The organism is Variovorax sp. H27-G14 (genome assembly GCF_046156345.1).
GTDB lineage: Bacteria > Pseudomonadota > Gammaproteobacteria > Burkholderiales > Burkholderiaceae_C > Variovorax.
Map to the genome: position 1 here is coordinate 1 of NZ_JAYLVN010000035.1, position 21,334 is coordinate 21,334.

Annotated in this window: 17 protein-coding genes; all 17 read right to left on the reverse strand. The window is 64.6% G+C overall.

Annotated elements, in window-relative coordinates; translation table 11 throughout:
• Window positions 1-89 precede the first annotated feature (89 nt).
• A complete protein-coding gene (locus VLK31_RS35205; protein ID WP_409173135.1) occupies window positions 90-473 on the reverse strand; it encodes a P-loop NTPase fold protein in 384 nt (127 codons plus the stop codon).
• 297 nt (window positions 474-770) lie between these two features.
• Entirely contained in the window at window positions 771-1,628 is an 858-nt protein-coding gene (locus VLK31_RS35210) for a hypothetical protein (protein WP_409173136.1), read from the reverse strand.
• Between the two features lie 264 nt (window positions 1,629-1,892).
• Complete coding sequence (locus VLK31_RS35215) at window positions 1,893-2,810, reverse strand: LysR family transcriptional regulator (protein WP_409173137.1); 918 nt, start codon at window positions 2,808-2,810, stop codon at window positions 1,893-1,895.
• A gap of 414 nt (window positions 2,811-3,224) precedes the next feature.
• Window positions 3,225-4,058, reverse strand: coding sequence for an ABC transporter permease (locus VLK31_RS35220; RefSeq protein ID WP_409173138.1), 834 nt, complete (start codon window positions 4,056-4,058; stop codon window positions 3,225-3,227).
• Window positions 4,059-4,061: 3 nt separating this feature from the next.
• Entirely contained in the window at window positions 4,062-5,099 is a 1,038-nt protein-coding gene (locus VLK31_RS35225; RefSeq protein WP_409173139.1) for an extracellular solute-binding protein, read from the reverse strand.
• A 33-nt stretch (window positions 5,100-5,132) separates the two neighbouring features.
• The gene (locus VLK31_RS35230) at window positions 5,133-6,206 is read right to left on the reverse strand and encodes an ABC transporter ATP-binding protein (protein WP_409173140.1); all 1,074 of its coding nucleotides are present in this window, start codon (window positions 6,204-6,206) and stop codon (window positions 5,133-5,135) included.
• On the reverse strand, window positions 6,203-7,006 hold the full coding sequence (locus VLK31_RS35235; RefSeq protein WP_409173141.1) for an ABC transporter permease: 804 nt from the start codon (window positions 7,004-7,006) through the stop codon (window positions 6,203-6,205). Before VLK31_RS35235 ends, VLK31_RS35230 begins: the two co-directional genes overlap by 4 nt.
• A complete protein-coding gene (locus VLK31_RS35240) occupies window positions 7,003-8,055 on the reverse strand; it encodes a CobW family GTP-binding protein (RefSeq protein ID WP_409173142.1) in 1,053 nt (350 codons plus the stop codon). Before VLK31_RS35240 ends, VLK31_RS35235 begins: the two co-directional genes overlap by 4 nt.
• A complete protein-coding gene (locus tag VLK31_RS35245; RefSeq protein ID WP_409173143.1) occupies window positions 8,052-9,641 on the reverse strand; it encodes an amidohydrolase family protein in 1,590 nt (529 codons plus the stop codon). The genes VLK31_RS35240 and VLK31_RS35245 overlap by 4 nt, the downstream gene beginning before the upstream one ends.
• 688 nt (window positions 9,642-10,329) lie before the next feature.
• Entirely contained in the window at window positions 10,330-10,743 is a 414-nt protein-coding gene (locus VLK31_RS35250; protein WP_409173144.1) for a helix-turn-helix domain-containing protein, read from the reverse strand.
• Between the two features lie 612 nt (window positions 10,744-11,355).
• Entirely contained in the window at window positions 11,356-12,969 is a 1,614-nt protein-coding gene (gene ggt, locus VLK31_RS35255; protein WP_409173151.1) for a gamma-glutamyltransferase, read from the reverse strand.
• 79 nt (window positions 12,970-13,048) lie between these two features.
• On the reverse strand, window positions 13,049-16,261 hold the full coding sequence (locus VLK31_RS35260) for a bifunctional cytochrome P450/NADPH--P450 reductase (protein ID WP_409173145.1): 3,213 nt from the start codon (window positions 16,259-16,261) through the stop codon (window positions 13,049-13,051).
• A gap of 132 nt (window positions 16,262-16,393) precedes the next feature.
• Window positions 16,394-17,641, reverse strand: a complete 1,248-nt coding sequence (locus tag VLK31_RS35265) for a M24 family metallopeptidase (RefSeq protein WP_409173146.1) — start codon at window positions 17,639-17,641, stop codon at window positions 16,394-16,396.
• Window positions 17,642-17,655: 14 nt separating this feature from the next.
• On the reverse strand, window positions 17,656-17,862 hold the full coding sequence (locus VLK31_RS35270) for a hypothetical protein (RefSeq protein WP_409173147.1): 207 nt from the start codon (window positions 17,860-17,862) through the stop codon (window positions 17,656-17,658).
• Window positions 17,863-17,899: 37 nt separating this feature from the next.
• Window positions 17,900-19,090, reverse strand: a complete 1,191-nt coding sequence (locus VLK31_RS35275) for a M24 family metallopeptidase (RefSeq protein ID WP_409173148.1) — start codon at window positions 19,088-19,090, stop codon at window positions 17,900-17,902.
• 12 nt (window positions 19,091-19,102) lie between these two features.
• Complete coding sequence (locus VLK31_RS35280) at window positions 19,103-20,083, reverse strand: Bug family tripartite tricarboxylate transporter substrate binding protein (RefSeq protein WP_409173149.1); 981 nt, start codon at window positions 20,081-20,083, stop codon at window positions 19,103-19,105.
• Window positions 20,084-20,109: 26 nt separating this feature from the next.
• Window positions 20,110-21,267: a Bug family tripartite tricarboxylate transporter substrate binding protein gene (locus VLK31_RS35285; RefSeq protein WP_409173150.1), complete on the reverse strand. Its 1,158-nt coding sequence runs from the start codon at window positions 21,265-21,267 to the stop codon at window positions 20,110-20,112.
• Window positions 21,268-21,334 lie beyond the last annotated feature (67 nt).

Below are 21,334 nucleotides of genomic sequence, written 5' to 3' on the forward strand. Positions count from 1 at the left end.
GCGTGTCTTCTTTCTCTTGCCTGCATGCTCGGCATCCGAAAAACTGATCTGGCTCATCGTTGGCTCTCCTTCAGCTGGGTGATCAACGTTCAGGTCGGCAATCGGTGGACTTGATCAGACGTTCCCTTGAGCCAATCGATGCGTTTGAAGACCTTCTTGGCCGCTTCGGCGACCTTCGTATGCCCAGGTCTGGCGCGGAGCAGCTCCTCGACGATCTTTTCGATCACGACCGTCTTTGCGTCCTCGAACCCTTCGAAGGTCCATCCATTGAACCAGATGCACAGCGTTTTCTTATCCTTCTCGAGGATTGCTGCCGTCATCTTGAGTACGCTCGATTTGCCGGCGCCCCAGTCGCCGTGCACACCAATCGTCACCGGCACAAGCGGTGTCGAGCGCACCAGCTTCACGACGGTCTTGGCGACCGACTCGTAGTACAGCAGGTCGACTGCCGTTTCTTGATCGTTAAGGAACACCGTGTCTCCCCCGCTCCAATATGAAGCGGATTATGGGAGTCGCGGTCCGGATCACCACCCCATATTTCGGGGATGTTCCGAAGAGTGCGTCATGATCGTGTCGACGATGGCCGGTCCAATGGAGGGGCTGTGGTTTCGCCGATTAAATGCACTCTACGTTGCAGTGGGCAGGCTCAAATGAGCGAACACCGCATAGTCAGCGTAGAAATCACGAGACCTAGTAAAAATGGTTCTGGTACGGGCAATGCGCAGAGCTTGAGTTCAACCAAGACGCAGTCGGCCCCACGGGGCCGCTTTTCATCTAGAGATAGTCTTGGCTTTGCGCTCCCCCGTGGCTTCCTGGTATGCCTCAAGCGCGTCCATGAACTGCGGTACTTGCCGCTCGGGGAAAGCCTTGGGCAGACGGTGCGTGACTCCCTTTTTCTTTAGCTGCTTGTCGGCTTGATTGACTATGTGCGCCCAACGACCGTCCAGAAGCACAAAGTCGCTGGCCATAACCGCACCGAAGGCATGTACGAAGTCGGAGGCATCATGCTCACCAAACACAGCTTCTTCGTTGACAACGAAATCTCGAAGGAATGCGTCCTGAACCAGATCTCGCAGCGTCGCTCCAGGCGGCTTCTTGTTTGCTCGAGCCACCCCTACCTTTTGAGGGTCGGCCTTCACTGAGTTGACGGCTTTGGCAATGCCGACTTGCAGGTCTTTGAGCGCCCTGCTAACAATCGCGCGGTTCTCCTCCGACTCGTTGACAAGTCCCGCCATGGAGAGCTGGTGGCCGTTCTCCAGCCAGCGCTTGGCCATTTCTACAAGGATAAGGTTCTCTTGCTTCCCGTCCGCTGTAGGGCGGCCCCGAAGCTGAATGAAACCAAGGTCGGCGCCGAAGTCGGCCACGAACATGCGAGGAAGTGCCAGGTCGAAAAACTCTTCGGCCGCAACAGCATGTTCTTCGACGCTCACGCCGCTGAACTCCCCGAAGTTGTGTAGTGACACGAGCAGCGTACCGCCCGAGCGGTGAAGCGCGGTTATGAACCTGCCCCTGAGCGCCTTGTCGGTCGAGAATTTCCGTACTGCCCAGTGGTCCATATACACCACGGGCTCGTACAAGGTCTGGCGCATTTGGTAGTCGCCCGCCTCGGTTTCTTCCATTTGAATCATGCGCAGCCCGAGCTTGTTGACCGGCCAGGGTTATAGCACTCAAGAAAAAGCCCCGAAGGGAGTAGTCGCTGCTACCAATTTCCCCCTTGCCGCCACCGCGTTTGCCTCTGAGAGCGCACACAGGTGCATCACTCACCTTGCCGGCAGGGCCAGAATTTTGCTGGCAACGACTGCTTCCGCGAAGCTGCCCTTGACCCTCATATGCCTGTGACCGATTGCTGATTGCCTGCCGCTTACGCCGCTGTTGTCCGCAAGCCGAACGCTTCAGATCGCCGTGGCCGTTGGCACCCCATCCTGATGACTGAGCTTCTCCACAGCCATGTCGGCGAACGCCGTTACCGCCAGAGGGCGCTGCTGGCGACTGGGATAGACAAAGCTCAGCCCGCGACCGGCCCGCGTGTATTGCGGCAGCACCCGCACCAGTCTGCCCGCCGCGATATCTGATGCAGTCAGGACCGACGGCAGCGCCGCGATGCCAAGACCGGCGCACGCGGCCTTGCGCAGAACCTCTTGTGCGTTGCTGTTGAAACGCCCGCTCACGCGCACCTGCTTCTGCACGCCATTCATGTCCTGCAAGTACCAGGTGACGCTGCCACCGGCATTGGATTGCACCACGCACTCATGCTCGCGCAGTTCTTCCAGGTCGGTGGGCATGCCATGCGCCTCCAGGTAGGAAGGGCTGGCGATCAGCTCGCCATGGCTCACGAAGATTCGCCGGATCACGCTACTGGAGTCTTGCATGGGTCCACCGCGAAATGCGACATCGATGCGATCGGCAATCAGATCGACCAAGAGATCACTGAGCACGAAGTCCAGGCGCACAAGTGGATGCTTGGCCAGAAACGCCCCCACCCATTCCATCTGGAAAAATCCGAAGAAGCTGGTTGGCGCAGCCACCCGCACCGTGCCGCTCGGCTCCATGCTGTCCGCCACATGCAACTGACTGGCTTCGATGAGCTCCTCGACCGCCGGGCCGCATCGCTCGTGAAAGGATTCGCCCGCACTCGTCAGCGTGAGCTTGCGGGTCGAGCGCTGCATCAACCGCGTGCCCAGCCGCGCTTCGAGTTGCTGGACACGGCGGCTCACCGTGGCCGAGGGCACGCTCAACCGCCGCGCCGCCTCGGCAAAGCTGCCGCTGCGAGCCACCTGCACAAACATCGCCACTTCGTTCAGATCGAGCATGAGATTCTTTCCGTTGTTGCCGCGATCGAGACAGCTTTTTTCGACATGTCTTCAACTTGACTGACAGCTTCAAGAGAAACCAATCATCGGGAGTTTCGACGCAAACAAAAACGTACGTGGAAGTCATGAGGTACGCCGCTCTCGCAACACGCTGAACGGCACCTGACATCCCCGGAAGCGCGAAGCTGATTCGTTCGATTTCTCGCAAGAGATGCTCGCTTGATAACGCAGCGTGCTAAGGCTCTTTGGTCAGCTGAATCTTGATTGCCAATACTGCGCAATGCTCTGGTCTCAGATCAGTCCGAGCGATCAGATCAGCCTTCGCCATCGTTGCGGGCCCATAGCTTTGCACTTTCAGTGCGTTGCATTTCACAGAAGCGGTCGCTTGGCTTAGAAAACGGAGGTGAAATTTACTCAGCGCTTGTTTGAAATGGCTTTCTGCAGAATGGCGCTAGCGACGAACACAGAAATTAGTGTCGTTATCAACAGAATGAATGCCAGCGCGGCGCCGAACGGCCAGTTGTTCAGACCTACAAATTGCTGGTAAATCTCGGGCGTCATCATCTTGAAGCGCGGCCCGCCGATGAGCACCGGCGTGGCATAAGCGTTCATGCACAGGATGAAGACCAGCGACATGCCGGCGATCACGCCCGGCATGGCCTGCGGCAGCACCACGCGGCGGAACACCGTGAAAGGCCGCGCGCCCAGGTTGGCCGCAGCCTCCTCCACGTTACGCGGAATGCCCTCGATGACACTGGCCAGCGTCATCACCATGAGCGGCAGCACGATGGTGACCATCACGCCGACCACGGCCGGCTGGTTGAACATGAGTTGCATTGGCTCGCGCACCACCCCGCTCCACTGCGCCACGGCGTTGAACAGGCCGCTGTTGCCCAGCAGCGCCAGCCAGCCAGCCGAGCGCACCACGTTGCCCACCATCAGCGGCAGGATGGTGGCGAGAGTGAGCCACATTTTCCAGCGGCGCGACATGCGCGCCAGCGTGTAGCCCGCGGGCAGTCCCACCAACAAGGCGATCAGCGTGGTGACAAACGAGACCTGCAAAGTGACGGCCAGCACACCGCGAAAGTACGGGTCGGCAAACACCTGCACGTAGTTCTGCAGCGTGAAGGCCTCGACCATGAGCTCGGTAGGCGTGTAGATATTGAGCGAATAGCGCAGCAGCATCGCCATGGGCGCCACCATCAGCGCCAGCACGATTGCGATGGCCGGCAGGGTCAGCAGGCGCATCGCTCAGGCCTTGAAGTCGCGTGACCAGTACTGCTGCAGCTGCGGCAAGGCCTTGCTGAAGTAGCCAAAATCGGGCACCTTGAAGCGCGACTGCTCCTCGGGCGTGAAAGCAATTTGCGCTGCCAACTCAGGCGGCAGGCTGGCGTTGGTCACGGTGGGCACGTAGCCCATGCGCTCGGCGAACGCTGCTTGCGCGCGCGCGTCGAGCATGGCGTTGAGGTAGGCGAAGGCGTTTTCTTTCTGCTGGCTGTTCTTCGGCACCGAGGCGCTAAAGGTGGTCGGCATGATGCCCTCGGCCGGCACCGCCGCGGCCACGCTCACGCCGGCGCGGCGCCACTGGTACACGCGGGCGCGCCAGGCCAGGGTAATCCAGATGTCTTCCGACTTCAGCGCCTGCGCCACCGCTTCGTTGGTGGCGAAGATCTTGGGCGACAACGCCTTCATCTCGCTGAGCCTCGTCATGCCTGGCGCCAGATCGGACAGCGTGCCGCCGGCCGCCAGCGAGGCCGCGGCAATGTTGTACGGGAATAGGATATCGGCCAGGCCGACGCGGCCCCTGTACTTCGGGTCCCAGAGGTCGTTGAACGACTTCGGCGGCGTCTTGATCTTCTCGGGGTTGTAGGCGATCACCATGCCCGAATAGATGTGCGGCAACGCCTGCGGCTGGCGCAATGCGGCAATAGCATTCTTCGCGTTGGGTACGTCGGCGTCAGTGAGCGTCTCGAACAGTCCCATCTGCGCGAAACCACTGGCCTCGTAGTCGACCAGAGATACGACGTCGAGGCTGCCGCGGCGGCTGTTGCGTTCGGCCAGCAGCTTGGCCCTGCGCTGCGATCCGTCGTCCACGCTCTGCACCGCCTCGATGCCTAGCGGCTTGAGCAGCGGCTGCTCCACATGCTTACCAAGCAGGTCGCCGTAGTCACCGCCCCAAGTGGCGATGACGACGCGCCCGCCGGGCGCGGCGAGGGTGGGCCTGGCGGCGACCAGTGGCAGCGAAGCCGCGGCCAGCAGCAGGGAACGGCGTGTGGAATGTGTGGACATGGCGAGGAGTGAGGAAGGGAAGAAAAAGGGTACTCAGGCGGCGGCGTCTGCCGGCAACGCGAGCGCGTGCTCCGGCGACCACTGCAGCGACACACGTTCGCCCGCGGCCAGACCGCGCAACGCAGGGTCGTGCGCCAGCGTGCTGGGCTGGGCGACGGTGATCGGGCCTAGGTCAGTCTCGCAATGCCATTCGGTCGTTCCGCCGAGGTAGGTGCTGAGCTTTACGCGCGCGGGCAGGCCCGGCGCGCCCGCACCGGCAATGCGGATGCGGTCGGGCCGCACCATCAGGGCCATTTCGATCACCGGGCTTCGGGTTATCGCCAGCGGCGCGCACGGCAGCGTGTGCGAACCCGCACGGAACACTCCCGGCCCATCGAGCCGACCCGCCACTAGGTTGCAGCGCCCGATGAAGTTCGCAACGAATTGGTCCACCGGTTGCTCGTATACCTGCTGTGGCGTACCGATCTGGCGCACACGGCCGTGGTCCATCACAGCCAGGCGGTCGGCCGTAGTGAGGGCTTCTTCCTGGTCGTGCGTGACCAGCAAAGTGGTTAGGCCCAGGCGCTGCTGCAGCGCACGAATTTCCAGCCGCACCTCCGTGCGCAAGCGCGCATCCAGGTTGGACATGGGTTCGTCGAGCAGAAACACGGTCGGCTGCACCACCAGCGCACGCGCCAGCGCCACGCGTTGCTGCTGGCCGCCAGACAGCGCTGCGGGACGCCGCTCGGCCAGGTGCTCGAGCTGTACCAAGCGCAGCGCCTCTTTCACGCGGGCGGCCTGTTCGCTGCGCGGCACCTTGCGCATCTGCAGCCCGAAGGCCACGTTCTCGGCCACGCTCATGTGCATGAAGAGCGCGTAGCCCTGGAACACCATGCCGGTGTCGCGCGCATGGGGCGGCGTGTGGGTGACGTCGCGCTCGCCGAACAGGATGCGGCCCGCGCTCGGCTTCACGAAGCCTGCCACCATGCGTAGCGTGGTGCTCTTGCCGCAGCCGGAGGGCCCGAGCAGTGCAAGCAGTTCGCCCTGCGCCACGTCGAGGTTGAGGTTGCGCACCGCGACCGTACGGTCGTAGGTGCACTGGAGGTTGTCGAGACGGAGGTAGCTCAAGAGGTCACCCGGGACAGACTGACGAAACGATCCGCCACCAGCAGGAGCACGGCGATGAGCAAGGTCTGCACCGTGCCGACCGCGGCCAGTGTCGGGTCCATGTTGAAGTTGAGGTAGCTCAGCATTTCCACCGGCAAGGTCGCGTACCCGGGGCCCGTGAGCATCATGGTCATCTCCAGGTTCTCGAAGCTCGCGATGAAGCTGAAGACGGCCGCGGCCACGATGCCCGCACGCATCGAGGGCAGCGTGACGCGCAGGAACACAGTGGCAGGTCGCGCCCCCAGGTTGGCTGCGGCTTCTTCCGGCGCGCGGCCGAGCCCCTGCAGGCTGGCGGACACGAGTCGCACGGTCCACGGAATGGCCAGCAGCGCATGCGCGGCGATCAGGCCCGGCAGCGTGCCCACGATCCGCAGGTCGATCGAGTTGTCGATCTGCACGAAGAACACGTAGATGCCGGTGCCCAGCACCACGCCCGGAAACGCCAGCGGCGACAGCAGCAGTGCAGCTAACGCGCGCCGGCCGCGAAAACTGCCGCGCTCGATGGCGTAGGCGGCCACTGTGCCGGAGCCCACGCCGAGCAGCGCCGAAATGGCGGCCAGCTGCAGCGATAGCATAAAACTGCTCGCGAACTGTGGCTTGCTCCAGGCGTTGGCGTACCAGTGCAGCGAGTAGCCCTCGGGCGGGAAGCTCATGATCGGCTGCTCGAAGAAGCTGAGCCAGGCGACGGTGATCAGCGGCAGCAGCATCGCCGCGTAAACCACGGCCACGGCCGCACGCCGTGCGACAGTAGTCGGCCTCACGTGCACGCCTCCTCGAGCACGCTGGCGAGCGGGCGGCCGAGCACACCGGGCTTCGACTGCGCGCGCGCGGTGGCCCTCAACGTGAAGGGCAACGGCGGTTGCACGTCGCGCAGCGCGTCTAGGTGGAGGCCGCGCGCAATCACGACTAGGAACGAATCGGGGGTGTCCACGGCAAGTGGCACGACCGGGCTGAACAACGTGCCGACGCACTGCACGAGGAGCGGCCACCTCTCGCCCTGTACGCTGACAAGCCCCTTGACGCGCAGCAGGCGCTCGCCGCACAGGCCAGCGAGGTTGTCGAGCCACTCGGCAAGGTCGTCGCTGGTCACGGCCGCGGTGAAGCGACACAGCGCGGTGCGAATGTCGCCGTGCGGCGCTTGCGCCTCGTCGTCCTCCAACGAAAACCCCTGTTGAAACAAGCGCACGGGCGGCGACGCCAGCGCAGCCAGAGCGCGCGGCCCCGGCGCCGCATCGGCCACCAGTTCGGCCAGCGGATTGATGCGCGCCAACATCGCACGCGCCAACGCCACCGCGCCGTCGTCGGCAACGTCCTGTCTGGTTATCACGATGCGATGCGCGCCGGCGATCTGCGCGGCCGCTTCGGGCAGGTCGAGCGTGGCCGCACCGCGCTCACAATCGAAAGTGCTCACGACGTATGCGCGCAGGTACGGGGCCAGCGGCGCGAGGCTGCGCAGGACCGGGCCGGGACGCGCGAGGCCGGTAGTCTCCAGCACGATGCGCGCGAGCGGAGGCAGGCCACGCGCGGCGCGCTCTTCGATCAGCGCAGCGATGGTGCCGGGCAGGTCGCCGCTCATCGCACAGCAAACGCAGCCGTTGCTCAGCAGCGCCATCGGCACCTTGGCCGCGGTGCTCGATAGGACCGCACCGTCGAGATCGATCTCGCCAATCTCGTTGACGATCACGGCGGTGTCGGCAGCTTGCGACTGGCGCAGGTAGGTGGCGAGCAACGTGGTCTTGCCGCTGCCCAGGAAGCCCGTCAGCACAACCAGTTCGATGGGCATCGGCGACGAGGAAATTTCGGGGTTCATGCGGCGCGCGCTTCAACTGCGGCTTCTGCGTGACTTGCCGCCACCATCGCACGCACGTCGGCCAGCAGCTCGGCCGTGTCGTAGCAGATGCCGCCCGCGATGGTGCGGCTCAGCCCACGCTGCCATTCGACACGCTGGGTGTCGTCGTTCAGCCGCATGGCACCGGTGCCGTACAGCAGCTTGAAGTCTTCCAGCGGGTTCTGGTCGTGCACCAGCAGGTCGGCGCGCTTGCCGACCTCGAGACTGCCGCAGTCGGCCTCGATGCCCAGCAAGTGCGCGCCCTCGAGCGTGGCGGCACGCAGCACCTCCAGTGGGTGGAAGCCTGCCTCCTGAAGCATCTCCAACTCGCGCACGAAGCCGAAGCCGAACACCTGGAAAATGAAGCCCGAGTCGCTGCCCGCACAGACACGCCCGCCCCGGTTTTTGTACTCGTTGATGAATCGCATCCAGAGCCGGTAGTTCTCCTTCCACTCGATCTCGTTCTTCGTCGACCAACGGTACCAGTAAGAGCCGTGGCCGCCGCGGTAGGGCTGAAAGTAGTCCCAGTAGCTCTTCCATGTGTAGTCGTCGTGCCAGTCGGCGCGCCGCGTGCGCATGAGATCGCGGTTGGCGTCGTAGATGCCGAACGTGGGCACGAAGGTGAAGCCGAGTTCGAGAAAACGATCCATCGCGTTTCGCCAAGTAGCGCTACCCGGCTGCGCGGCCTGGCTGAAGGTCTGGCCGGCGGCGGAGAAGCGGAAGTACTCGTCGCTGTAGTTGTAGTCGGCCGGGTAGTCTTGCACCACGCGGTGCTCGAACAAGGCCTCGGGCAGGCCGTAGTAATGCTCGGCACTGGTCAGGCCCCACTGCGCGGTGGTGAGCGCGTTCATACGGGTCACGGCGGTCTGCGCATGGTGGCAGCCGCTGCGCAGACCGAGTTGCGCGCATTCGGCGAGCGCCGCCTGCATGATGGTGGGCGAGGCACCGAAGAACTTCACGCCGTCGGCGCCGCGCTGTTTCAGCCGGGCGAGCCAGTCGCGCGCCTGCTCAGGCGTGTGAAGAATCTTGAGGATGTCGTTGACCGCCGGGAAGTAGGCATGCGCCACGATGCGCGGCGCCGCGATGGTGCCGGCGGCTGCGCGCTCGCGCTGGTCAAGCGTCCAGCTCAGGCCGTTGAAGCAGCCCATCTCGCGCACGGTGGTCACGCCGTGGGCCAGCCACAGTTTGTAGACGTAGTCGGCTGGCGGCGTGCTGCCGCCGGCCACGAAGGGCGATCCGATGTGCGCATGCGCATCGACGAAGCCAGGCGTGACGAACTTGCCGTGGCAGTCGATTTCGTGCTGTCCCGCAGAGGGGCGCACGGCCGGGTCGATGGCCTTGCGCGGTACGCCGACGCTGCGCATCTCGACGATGCGGTCACCCTCGATCACGATGTCCACCGGCCCCCAAGGCGGCGCGCCGGTGCCGTCGATGACGGTGGCGCCGCGCAGTACGAGGCGCTCGAACGGGCCAGCGCCCCGGTCGCGTCCAGTGGCGCGCGGCTTCTCGCGGCCAGCATGCGCCAAACGCGAAACTGCGATTTCATCGCCTGCTTCGACGGTCGGCATGCTCCCCTGCGTAGCGGTTACTGCTGTCACTCAACACTCCTCGAAACATCACCGGGAAAGCCGGGTATCGAGGACGATTCTTCCTAAAAGAGAACTTTTAGTCTCACTCAATCCTGCTCAGCAGGCAGCACAAAATTGCTTCGCGCCGCCGACCGCCTGCCCGGGGAGTCGGCAGCGGATCCTGAACGCCGCGCCAAGGCAGGCTTATCCAAGGAGGTGCACTTCGCCACGAAGACGCAGGTCGCGCTGCAGCTGTTGCACGGTGCTGGATGGAGTGCGCCGAACCATTGCGTGCTAGCCCGAGTGGAGGCGAGCGACGCTAGCCGGGCAAGTACTTCTCGCACCTACCAAAAGCACACCGCTCACTGAGCTGGTAGGCGGAGCCCATCAAGAGGGCCGAGCGTGGCGTGCGTTCATTCATCATGCCGCCGTGGGCATGGCGGCCTACAGGTTCTCGATGATTGAACGCCGCTGACAAGTCTCTCGGCGGTAAAAAAACTTCATCGTCCGCAAAGTGCCCGACGTCCCAAGGATCGCGCCTCTGCGGCAGTCCTGCATGCCCGGTGCCGCGTAGCGACGTCGGTCACGACGCTGTGCCAGCGAGCGAGCTACCAGCCGATCCCTCAGCTCGGCTATTGCACCTGCTTCAGCAGGGTAAGCGCAAGGCTTCTCCTACGACACAGTAAGACTAAACGCGTCGAGCCTCTCGATAACCCTGCGGGGTCATCCCTTCTGCCTTACGAAAGGCACGCGCGAGATGACTGGAATTCGAAAATCCGCAGTCCATGGCGATCTGCAGAATATTTTTTTTGGATGACACCAAATCCACCTTTGCAAGCCGTAGGCGAGCATTGACCACGTGCGCGTGCGGCGTAATGCCGTATCGCTGCTTGAAGCGCCGCAAAAAATGGAACTCGCTCATTCCCGCAAGGCTTGCAAGTCGCGCTACTCCGATCTCTTCTCCTGATCGACTCTCTATGTAGTCGAAGGCCACCCGCAGCCCGTCATCCTTTGCGATTGACACCCGCTCATCTTCCAAGCGGCAATCGTAGTGGCGTAACAGATGCGCGACGAGCGATTGCGCGATGCCATCAGCGTACATGCGCGCAGCTGCTCCTTGATGCTCCAGTACGCGAACAAATTGCGTTCCAAGCAAATGTCCGACGTCGTCAGATCGATAAAGTGGGCCGCAATCCTCTCGAAACCCATCAAACCCGATTCCAAAGCGTCGAGCAGCGATCTGCAAGCCTTCCAATGGAAAGTGGATGTGCAAGAGATCAAACGGACTCGAACAACTGAACCCGGCATTTTGGCCAGGGGGAAGCGATAGGAGACGAACACTGCCAGCGTTGATCGGACCAGTCCATACCTCATTCCCCCCCACGTGTGAACGGGCGCGCATGGGCCGAAGTACCACGCTCAGTAGCAACGAGTCTGGCTGAGCGACAGCCGAGTACGAAAACGGTTCGTCTCCTGTACGCGTCCACCTGAATACTGATGCACCGGTGGCCGGCAGGTGCAAGAACGCCCCAGCGGAGCGCATGCCCCACTGCTGTTCAACATGGCTCAAGGTTGTCGGTAGCAGCATGGGATAAGCAGTGTGGTCGGAGGAAAACAGATCTATTAGGCTAGCCACTCGGTAGTTTCGGGCGCGCGTCGTGACGGACCAGGACGAGTCTTGAGCAAGCCGCACTCGTCGCTCTCCCGGCTGGACCTACGCTTCGTAGGCCACACCGTCTCGACCTGGGTCCGCACCGCCCTCCAACCGGTCGCCGACGATCCGGATTGCATGCACCCACGCGATCGTGTAGCCGAACGGGTTGCGGACCACTTCGTAGCCCAGTTCTTGAAGCGGCTTGGACACTGACCGTGGGATGCGGTTGGAAATGTCGATGATGTCGCTGGTTGAGGAGAAACGCGGAGCGGACACTGCCTCCTGCATGTTCATGCCGTGGTCCACCACGTTGACGATCGCCTGCAGCACGCCCATGGCGATCTGGGTGCCGCCGGGCGCGCCGAGCACCATCTCCGGCTGATCGCCGCGAAATACGATGCTGGGGCACGAGGATGTGAAGCGCGCCTTGCCGGGCGCAATGCTGCCCGCCCGGCCCGGACGGGGATCGAACACGCCCATGGCGCCGTTGTACATGAAGCCCAGTCCGGGCGTCATCACGCCCGAAGGCATGGCCAGAGAGTGGGTCATCGCGACGCAGTTGCCTTCGCCATCCACCACCGAGACGTGTGTGGTGTCCTTGGGAACCGGCGCGCCTGGGTTGATGCGCGGCACGGCCGCCTTGCGGCCGGCTCGGATCTCGGCGACGGCCTCGGCGCCGCCGGCCTTGGACAGCAGGCGATCGAGCGGCATTTCGACGAACCCCGGATCGCCGATGTAGCGGTCCTTATCGACGGTGGCGCGCTTCATCGCCTCGCACACGACGCGAACGTACTCCGGGCTGTTATGGCCCAGCCCGACGAGGTCGAACTGCTCCAGGATGTTGAGCATCTGCAGCAACATCGCACCGCCGCCCGGGGGCTGGTTGGTGGTGATGCGCCGGTCGCGGTAGCTGTCGACCAGCGGGGCGTTGTAGCGCGGCTCGTAGCGGTCCAAGTCTTCCAGCGACAGCAGACCATCATGGGCGGCGAGGTCGTCCACCATGCAGCGCGCAAGCTCGCCGCGGTAGAAGCTCTCCGCGCCGTCGCGGGCGATGATCTCCAGCGTATTCGCGTAGTCGACGTTGCGCAGGGGCGTGCCGATCGTCTTGGGAGAGCCGTCCGACCGGCAGAACAGTTCGCGGCCCGCGGCCGAATAGGCAAGCCGTTCGCGGTTGCCGGCCCGCCCGGCGAGGGTCTCGTCGATCCAGAACGCGTACATGGCGGGCCGAACCATGAAGCCTTCTCGGGCCCAAGCGACAGCGGGCGCGACGACCTCTTTCCAGGGCAGGCGTCCATGCCGCTCGTGCATGCGCTTGAGGCCGCTGAGCATGCCGGGCACCGCGATCGACTGATGGCCGATGTCGTTCAGCCGCCCCTTGATGCTGAAGCCGAAGCCGTCGCGCGCCTCGCCTTCTAGCAGGTGCTCCCACATGTCCGGCCGCGCCTTCAGTGGCGCGGGAGCGTGGAAGTCCACGTACTCGTGCACACCGGCGCCCGGCCGGTACACCGCCGCAGTGCCAAAGCCGGCGATGCCGCACATCAGCGGATCCACGACCGTCTGCGCCAAAGCACATGCGACCGCCGCATCCACGGCGTTGCCGCCGGCCCGAAGGATGTCCACGCCGGACTCGGCAGCCTCCGGCTGCGGGCACACGACCATTCCCTTGCTGCTCATGACGCTCATCTGCGCCTAGAAAAGGTGGTTAATGCCGTCATTTGATCATTCCAGAGCTGCCATTGCGGATACTCTCCGACTAAGCGAAGACGTCGGCGACGTAGCGGCCGGTCTCCCGCTCGATCTTGTCGGCCCAGCGCATCGCCGCTTCGAGCGAAACGTCGGCCGCGTCTCGATAGATCTCGACGAAGGTCTCCCGCACCGCAGGCGCCATGCGGCGGCCGTCACCGCACACATAGACGTGCGCGCCGGCGCGGAATAGCTCGGCGACCTCGGTGCGGTCGGCCCACAAGCGGTGCTGGACGAATTCGACGCCGTCAACCGGCGCCGCCGAATGCGCGCGCCGGACGCTCACCGCGCCGGCCGCCTGCCAGGCGTCGAATTCGTCGCGGTACAAGTCGTCGACGCCCGGATGGTCGCAGCCGAAGAACAGCAGCGCCGGGCCGACCCGGCGTCCTGCCGCGGCCTGGATCGCACGCTCTTGCACGAAGCCGCGGAACGGCGCGATGCCGGTTCCGGCGCAAACCATGACGACCGGCGTTTCCGGCGATGCCGGCGGGTGGAACGGCGTGTGCGAGGGGCGCACCGCGACCGAGACGCGCGCGCCGGGCGCGCACGCCGCGAGCATCGACGACGCGCTGCCCTGGTAGCGGCCGTGACCCGACAGCGCCGGTGCGTCGACTACGGCGAAGGTCAGCGTGCAGTGCGCGTCGTTCCAGAGCGGGGACGACGAGATCGAATAGGGGCGCGCGCGCATCGGCGGCAGCATCGCCAGGAACTCGGCGAAGCCGAGTTCGCATGCGGCGTGTTGCTCGAGGAGGTCGAGCACGCTGACGCGCTTGTCGAGTACCCCCGACGCGTACGTCCCCTCGGTCGCGAGCAGGCGCAGCGCGTCGCGCTCGGGCGGGCAGCGTGTCGCCGCGGCGAGCTGCTCGACCTGCGCGCGGGTCGCCGGCTGGCCGAGCTCGACGTAGTCGGCCAGCAACTCGGCGACGCTCACCGGGTGGCCGGTCGGAAGCGACGTGATGCTGGTGGCCGCCTTGTGGACGACGACCCGGCTGTCGGCAGCGAAGCCGAAGCGGCGCAGCGTGCGCTCAACCGCGAGCGGCGGGTTGCGCGGCAGCACCGCGAGGTAGTCGCCGGCGCGATACGTCATCCCGCCCGGCAGCTCGATCTCGACGTGGCGCTTCGATCGACCTAGCGGCGACGTCGTGTCGACGAGCTCGCGGTTCTCGATGACCACGCCGTGCCGCAGCTCCGACTGGCGCAGGATGCTGGTTCGTCCTTCGGCGACCGCCTCGACGCGCAGCGCTGCCGCGGGCTCGGGCGCCTCGGGCTCGATCACGCCCAGCCGGTCGGCGAGCTGGTGCCACAGCGTCGCGTACCAGGCGTCGAAATCGCCGAAGAAGTCGCCTCCCGAGTCGGCCTCGCCGCGCGGCCGCAGCCGGGTCGCGCCCGCCGCGGCGAGCGCGGCGTCGATGCGCCGCGGCACCGCCTGGTAGGTTCGCGCCCACTGGCGGTTGCCGCAGCCGAAGATCGCGAAGCGCACGCCGTCGAATTGCTGCGGCGAGGCACGCTGGACCGCGGCCACGAACTGGCGCGCGTTGTCGGGCGGCTGGCCTTCGTACGACGCGCTGACGACGATCACGGCGCCGTCGGTCGGCAGCTTGCCCGCGTACTCGTCGAGCGCAGCGAGGCGCGCGCTGAATCCGTGCGCGGCGGCGTCGCTGGCGATGCGCTGCGCGAACGCTTCGGCCGAGCCCGTGTTTGAGCCGTAGAGGACGAGGACCGGCTGCGCTGCGGTGTTGGCGGCGAACGCGCCGACTTGCGAACGCGGCGCCGGCTGCTGCGGCGTCGCGAGCTGCGGCGCCGCCGACGGCAGTGCCGCAGCGCGAGCAGACCCTGAATCGACGCGCCGCTTGACCCGGATCCTGAACCCCGCCGGCTTCAGCGTCAACGTTTCGGCGACGCTGAGCTGGTACGCCGGGTCGTCGTCGACCAGATCGAAGCGCTGCAGGACGAGCGCAAGGACGAGCAACGCCTTCTGCATCGCGAACGGCCTGCCGATGCACGCGCGCTGGCCGTTGCCGAACGGCTTCCACGCATCGGGCGGGAGCTTGGCGTACGCGTCGGGCGCGAAGCGCTCAGGACGGAACGCTTCGACGTCGTCGCCCCACGCCGCCGGGTCGCGGTGCAGCATCGGGATTAGCACCATCACGATGTCCGACTTCGTGATCGGCCAGCGCCCGCCGATCACGGTGTCGTGCTTGGCCTTGAGCGCAAACGCGGGTGCGGTCGGCCAGAGGCGGAGCGTCTCCATCAGCACCTGCTCGACGTAGCGAAGGCGGCCGATCTGCTCGACCCGGGGCGTTTCGGTGCCGAGCACCGCGTCGACCTCGGCACGCGCAGTCGCGAGCACGTCGGGATGGCGCAGCAGCAGGTAGATCGCGAACGAGAGCAGCCCGCTCGTCGTCTCGTGACCGGCGACCAGGAAGGTCACGAGCTGGTAGCGGATGTTCTCGTCCGACAGTCCCTCCCCGGTCAGCGGGTCGCGGCCGCTCAGCATGATGTCGAGCAGGTCCTTGTGGGCCCCGCTGCGCGGGTTCTGGCGCCGCTCGGCGACCAGCTCGTCGGCGACCCGGTGCAGCATGCGAATGTCCTGGTCGAACTTGCGTGCCGTGAGCAGCTTGAGCCGGTTCGCGACCGGCGGCCGACGCGTGCGAGCACCCGACTCACTGAGCGCGTTGACCATTGCGTCGACGAACGGGTGCATCTCGTTCTGATAGAAGCTGTTGAAGCGGTAGTCGAACGCGCACAGCGCGATCGTGTCGAGCGTCAGCCGCGTCATGTTGTCGGCGACGTCGACCACCGCGTCGGGGCCGAAGCGTTCCCAGCGCAGCATCAGCTGGCCGGCGATGTCGAGCATCGGCTGGTACATCGCGCGGATGCCGAGCGGGCCGAACGCGGGCATCAGCAGCCGATGCGCCTTGTCCCAGTTGGGCTCGGCGTTGTAGGCGGTGAATAGGCCGTCTCCGGCCAGCTCGCGTGCGTTGACGAGCGCCGAGGAGAGCTTCTTTTCGAAGCGCTGTTCGTCGCACAGCTCGTGGACCAGCGCTTGCGAGCTGACGAGGACCACACTGCGGCCTAGGACGTCGATCTTGTATATCGGGCCGTGCGTCTGCGCGAGCCGCATGAAGCCCTGGATGGGCGTGGCCGATTCGATGTCTTTCAGGTTGCCCAGCAAGAACGATGGTGTTGGTTGTGGAATTCGGACGAAGGTGTTGTCAGGCATGGTTGCCACTCAGTTTCAGAAAGGTGTGACGGAGGTTGCGTCGGCGAGACCCGGCAGCGATCGCGGCCCCCGAGGGTCTGCAGCGCAGCGTCCGACATGACGACCGCGGCCTCGCGCAGCAGCGTCGAACGGTCATCCATCTGAGGGCCTTGGCGCAATTGCTCCCTGCATGCGAAGCGCGTGACGGGTGACCTGGCTGGCGATCCGATGGCGCAGCGTTGGCCTCCCAAGTACGAGCGCGTCGATGTTGGACGGCGCCCTCGTAAGACAGCGGTACCCATCGGTAGTCACCAGGACTGTGTCCGAATGCCGATAGCCCCCGACACCCCGTACATAGATGCCTGGCTCGATTGAGATGAGCATGTTGGAAGCAAGAATGTCCGTGCTGCCGAGGGCAATCCATGGGGGCTCGTGATTTCCGAGCCCGAACCCGTGTCCACAGCGGTGCAGTCGCGTGCGGAAATCGCTGAACCCCACGCCATCGAGGAACGCATTCACGGCAGCATCGATCTCCGCACAAGCGATTCCAGGCTGAACGAGGCCAAGGGCAATCTCGCGCGCACGCGTCATAAAACCGAAAAGCTCGCGTTCCTGGGCCGTCGGCGGCGTCGTAAAGAACGTTCGCTCGCTCTCGGCCGCATAGCCATTCACGCGTGTCAACACCATTGCGACGTGCGGGCCGGCCCCCAGGCGATCGAGAAGCCTTGGGATCGAGTGCGGCTCTGCGCTGAAGGGGGCGGGCCATGCTGCGGCGATGACCTTGGTCGCGAGCGCATCCCAGTCGGCGACCTCGCGGACGATCTTTCGCGTCAGTGCCTGAGTCGCCGCATAGGTCTCGGCCACGGTGCCGCCGTTCCAGGCTGCCTGCAAGACCGCTTGTACGCCCCAATCGGCATACCTGGCTGCTCGCTCGATCTGCGCGACCTCCCAGTTCGACTTGACCATCCGGATGCCGCGCAGCAGGTTGGCGGACTGCCCACCCGCGGGCCGCAGCACGTCGGCCACGCTCGACGGCGTTTGGTCGTCAAAGGCAAAGCGATCGCCGAGGAGGTCGTTCCCCAGCAGCCGTTCGGCCCAGCCATCGCCCGCAAGTGCGGGGTATTCCCGATAGAAACGGATGTCGTGCGGCGCGACACCCCAGGCCTTGCCCATGTGATCGAGCTCGAGCATTGGCACAAGCATCCGACGCGAGCCGTCCGCTCCGACGATCAGGAAGAAGGGGCGCTCCAGCGGCTCGAACGTGGCACCCGTCAGATAGAAGATGTTCTCCGACCCTGTGACGACGAAGTGCTGTACCCCCGCGGCTCGGACCGCCGCCACGGTGGCCCCGTGCCGGCGCTCGAACTCGCCTTGCTGCTCGGCATCGAAGATGCGGTTCATGACTGCTCAGACCTCTACTGGGCGATGCCGAGCCGGTCGATGATCGGTCCCCACGCAGCCGAGTCGCGCTTCGTGAGCCGCTCGACGTTCGCAGGAACTGACTTGATGAAGGTCAGCATCAGCTTGATCGGTCTGGTCGGGAAGGTCTGTGCGAGAACAGGGGAGCTCAAGAGCGAAACCTTTGCCAGCAAGCCAAGCAGTGCGCTGCGTCGATTATTCAAGTCGGTTCTCCTGGGGTGGAAGGTTGGCCCGTCAGGCTCAGCCCACGGTGGCGTACTCGAGGGTGCGTGGGGTGTTCGTCAAGCTTCGCGGCTGTGCACCGACCACGACGGTGTCGTCGAGCCGGAAGCCGCCGATGCCATACACGTACAGCCCAGGTTCCGCGGAATACACCTCGTTGTCCAGCAGAGGGCGGAACGAGAACGCCATGTCTTCCGGATACTCGTGGTGGATCACGCCGATCGCATGCCCGGTACGGTGCTTGATGTGCTCCGCGAATCCAGCTCGTTCGATCACCGCCTGGGCTGCGGCGTCGATGGCGCTGACTGGATTGCCCGTCTTCGCAGCTGCGACGGCGGCTTCATTCGCGTCTTTGGCCGCCGTCCACAATGCCGCCTGCTCCGATGTCGGCTTGCCACAGAACCAGGTGCGCTCGTTCTCGATGGTCAGGCCATTCAGGCGTGGGATGATGATGTTGACGAGCACATCTCCTTCCTTGATGCGCTGGCCGCACGACGCGCCGTCGCCGTGCGGCGAGGCGGAGGCGGGACCGCTCAGCGTCCAGGTCCGGATCACTTCGAAGTGCTCACCAGGAAAGCGTTCAGCCGCCTCCTGCACAAAGAGCGACGCCATGGCGAAGTCCAGTTCCTGCACGAGGCGCCCCGGGCGGATGTTCTCCCTGTAGCGGTCCTGCAGCCAGTCGGCGATGCCGGCCGCAGCCTGCATGACCTGCAGCTCTTCGTCGTTCTTCTGCCAGCGTAGCGAACGCATTTCGGGCGTGCAGGGGCGCAGCTGCAATTCCGGCAACATCCGATTCACTGCGGTCAGGATGGCGCTGATTCCCTCCACTCCAATCCGCGCGCGGGCGAGGCCGGCCGCGCGCAGGCGCTCGGCCAGGAGTTCGTGGATCTGCGTGTACAGGGGCAGCCGGTTGCTCACCTTCGGGTGTTCGGCGTAGAAGCTGATGTCGGTGACCCAGAGCTTGTCCTTCTCGATGGAGAAGCGCACGTGGTTGGTCGACAGCTCGTTCATGATGAGGAACGGGTCGCCGTTGCGAGGAAACACGGCGAAGATGGGTCGTTCCCAGGGCTGCACGTCGGTGTGGAAGTTCGTGGCGAACTGAAAGAAGTCACCGGAGGTGAAGACCAGTGCGTCAAGCTGCAGCGTGTCCATCACGCGCTGCATCCTGTCGCGGCGGTACTTCCAGGTGGTTTGTGTGAGTTTGGGCATTGGCTTCTTCCGTCAATCGTTGGCGATTCCGAGGCGTGTGATCACGGGGCCCCACACCTTCGCATCCCGCTGCATCCAGGTCTTCACGGCATCGGGGCCGGCAGGCAGCGGCTCGTAGTTCAGAGCATCAAGCTTGGCTCGTACGGCGGGATCGGCGAAGAACTTCTGGGTTTCGGCATTCATGCGTTCCACGATGGCCCGCGGCGTGCCTGCAGGTGCGATCAGTGCGTACCAGCCAGGTTGCGGGAAATCCTTCAGGCCGGCTTCCGCCATGGTGGGCACGTCCGGCAGGCCGGCGGCCCGCCTCGGGGCGACCGCCGCAATCGCAGTCACCTTGCCTGCCTTCGCCTGGACAGCTGCCGTATTCAGCACGTCCGCCATGAGCTGGACTTCGCCTGCCATCACCCCGGTCAGTCCCCTGCCTGCGCCGTTATATGGAACATGGGTGAGCTTCACGCCGAGCCGCTCCGCCAGCATCTCCATGACCAGGTGGGTGGAGTTGCCCTTGCCGGCCGACGAGAAATTGAGCTGATCAGGCTTGGACTTGGCTTGGGCCGCCAGGTCGGCCATTGATTTGATCCCCGATTCGGGACTCGCCACCAGCAGGAACGGCGTGTTGACCAGCAGCGCCACGCCTTCGAAATCCTTTTCCGGGTTGTACGGCAGGGACTTGTAAGTGAACGGGTTGAACGCGAGGTAAGAGATGCCGGCAACCATGAACGTGTAGCCGTCGCCTGGCTGCTTCGCCACGTACGTGGATGCGACCACGCCGTTGGCACCCGCCTTGTTTTCCACCACGATGGTTGTCTTCAGCGACTTGCCGACAAAGTCGGCCCAAAGTCGGCCCAGCACATCGGTGCCTCCGCCGGGCGCTTGTGGCACGACGAGGGTGATGGGCTTGGTGGGCCAGCTTGCTGTTTGCGCACCCACCGAAATGGAGGCGGCTGCCAGGAAGGCAGCAGCAAAGGTGGCCGCGATGTATCGACGGTTCATAAGGGGTCCTTTGAAAAATGGGGAGCTCAGTTCGGCTTCAGACCGAGCTGGCTCACGATGGCGCCGAAACGCACCAGGTCGGCTCGCGCGCGCGCAGCCGCCTCTTCCGGGGAACTCCCGACGGGCATCCACCCTGCCTCCAGCAACTTGCGTCGGGTTGCGGAATCCTTCATCGCAGCGACTACGATGCGGTTCAGCTTCTCGATGATCGGCAGCGGGGTTCCCTTAGGTACAGCGAGTCCGAACCAGCCGGACGCCACGAAGCCCGGCAGCCCCGCCTCGTCCGCGGTCGGCACATCTGGCAAGGTTGGACTGCGTGTCTGTGTTGTGACGAAAAGAGGCCGGACCCTGCCCGCCTGCACGTTCGCCACCTGCGCGGCTGCGTTGTCGAAAGCCGCATCGACATGGCCTCCGAGCAGGTCGGTTGTCATCGGAGCCCCACCCTTGTAGGGAACGATGTTCGCGGTGATGCCCGCGGCCTTCAAGAACATCACCTGCGTCAGGTGCGCCTGCGTTCCTGAGCCGGCGTTGCCAAACGAGAGGGTGCCGGGCTGAGCCTTGGCTACTGCGATGAATTCCTTGAGGTTCTTCGCCGGGAATGACAGGTTGGACACTGCAATGAATGGAATGTCCACGAGGATGGCGATGGGCGCGAGATCCTCGACCGGCTTGTACTTAAGGTTGTAGATATGCGGGTTCACCGACATCGTGCCGCTGGCGGTCAGCACCAGCGTGTGGCCGTCCGCAGGTGCCCGCGTCACCTGCTCCAGAGCCATGGACCCGCCGGCACCCGGCTTGGACTCCACCACCACCGGTTGCCCCAACGCCTTGGAGAGGATCTCGCCAAATTGACGCGTCAGGGTGTCCGACGCACTTCCGCCCGCGTACGGGTAGACGATCGTGATCGGCTTGCTAGGGTAGCTCTCGGCGGCGCGAATCCCACCGGCAACGGAGCCGAGGGCAAATGCGGTGAGGAGTTCACGTCGATTGATGGTCATGTTGTTCCGTTCGGAAACGCGTCGATCCCGCTTGCCAGAAGGATCGGCACGGCTAATGCGGCATAGACGGCGACGAGCGGAAGGCAGGACGCGCCATACCAGCCAGCCTCGTGCAGCAGGTTGAGGGTAAGCGTCCGGCAATCCCATCTTGAACGCGGCGGCGGCCGCGGCAAGGATGGTGTCCACCAAGACAAGTTAGGTGGACACCCTGGAAGACTCCAAACAATCCTCGCGGCGGCGTCACAGCGCCGCC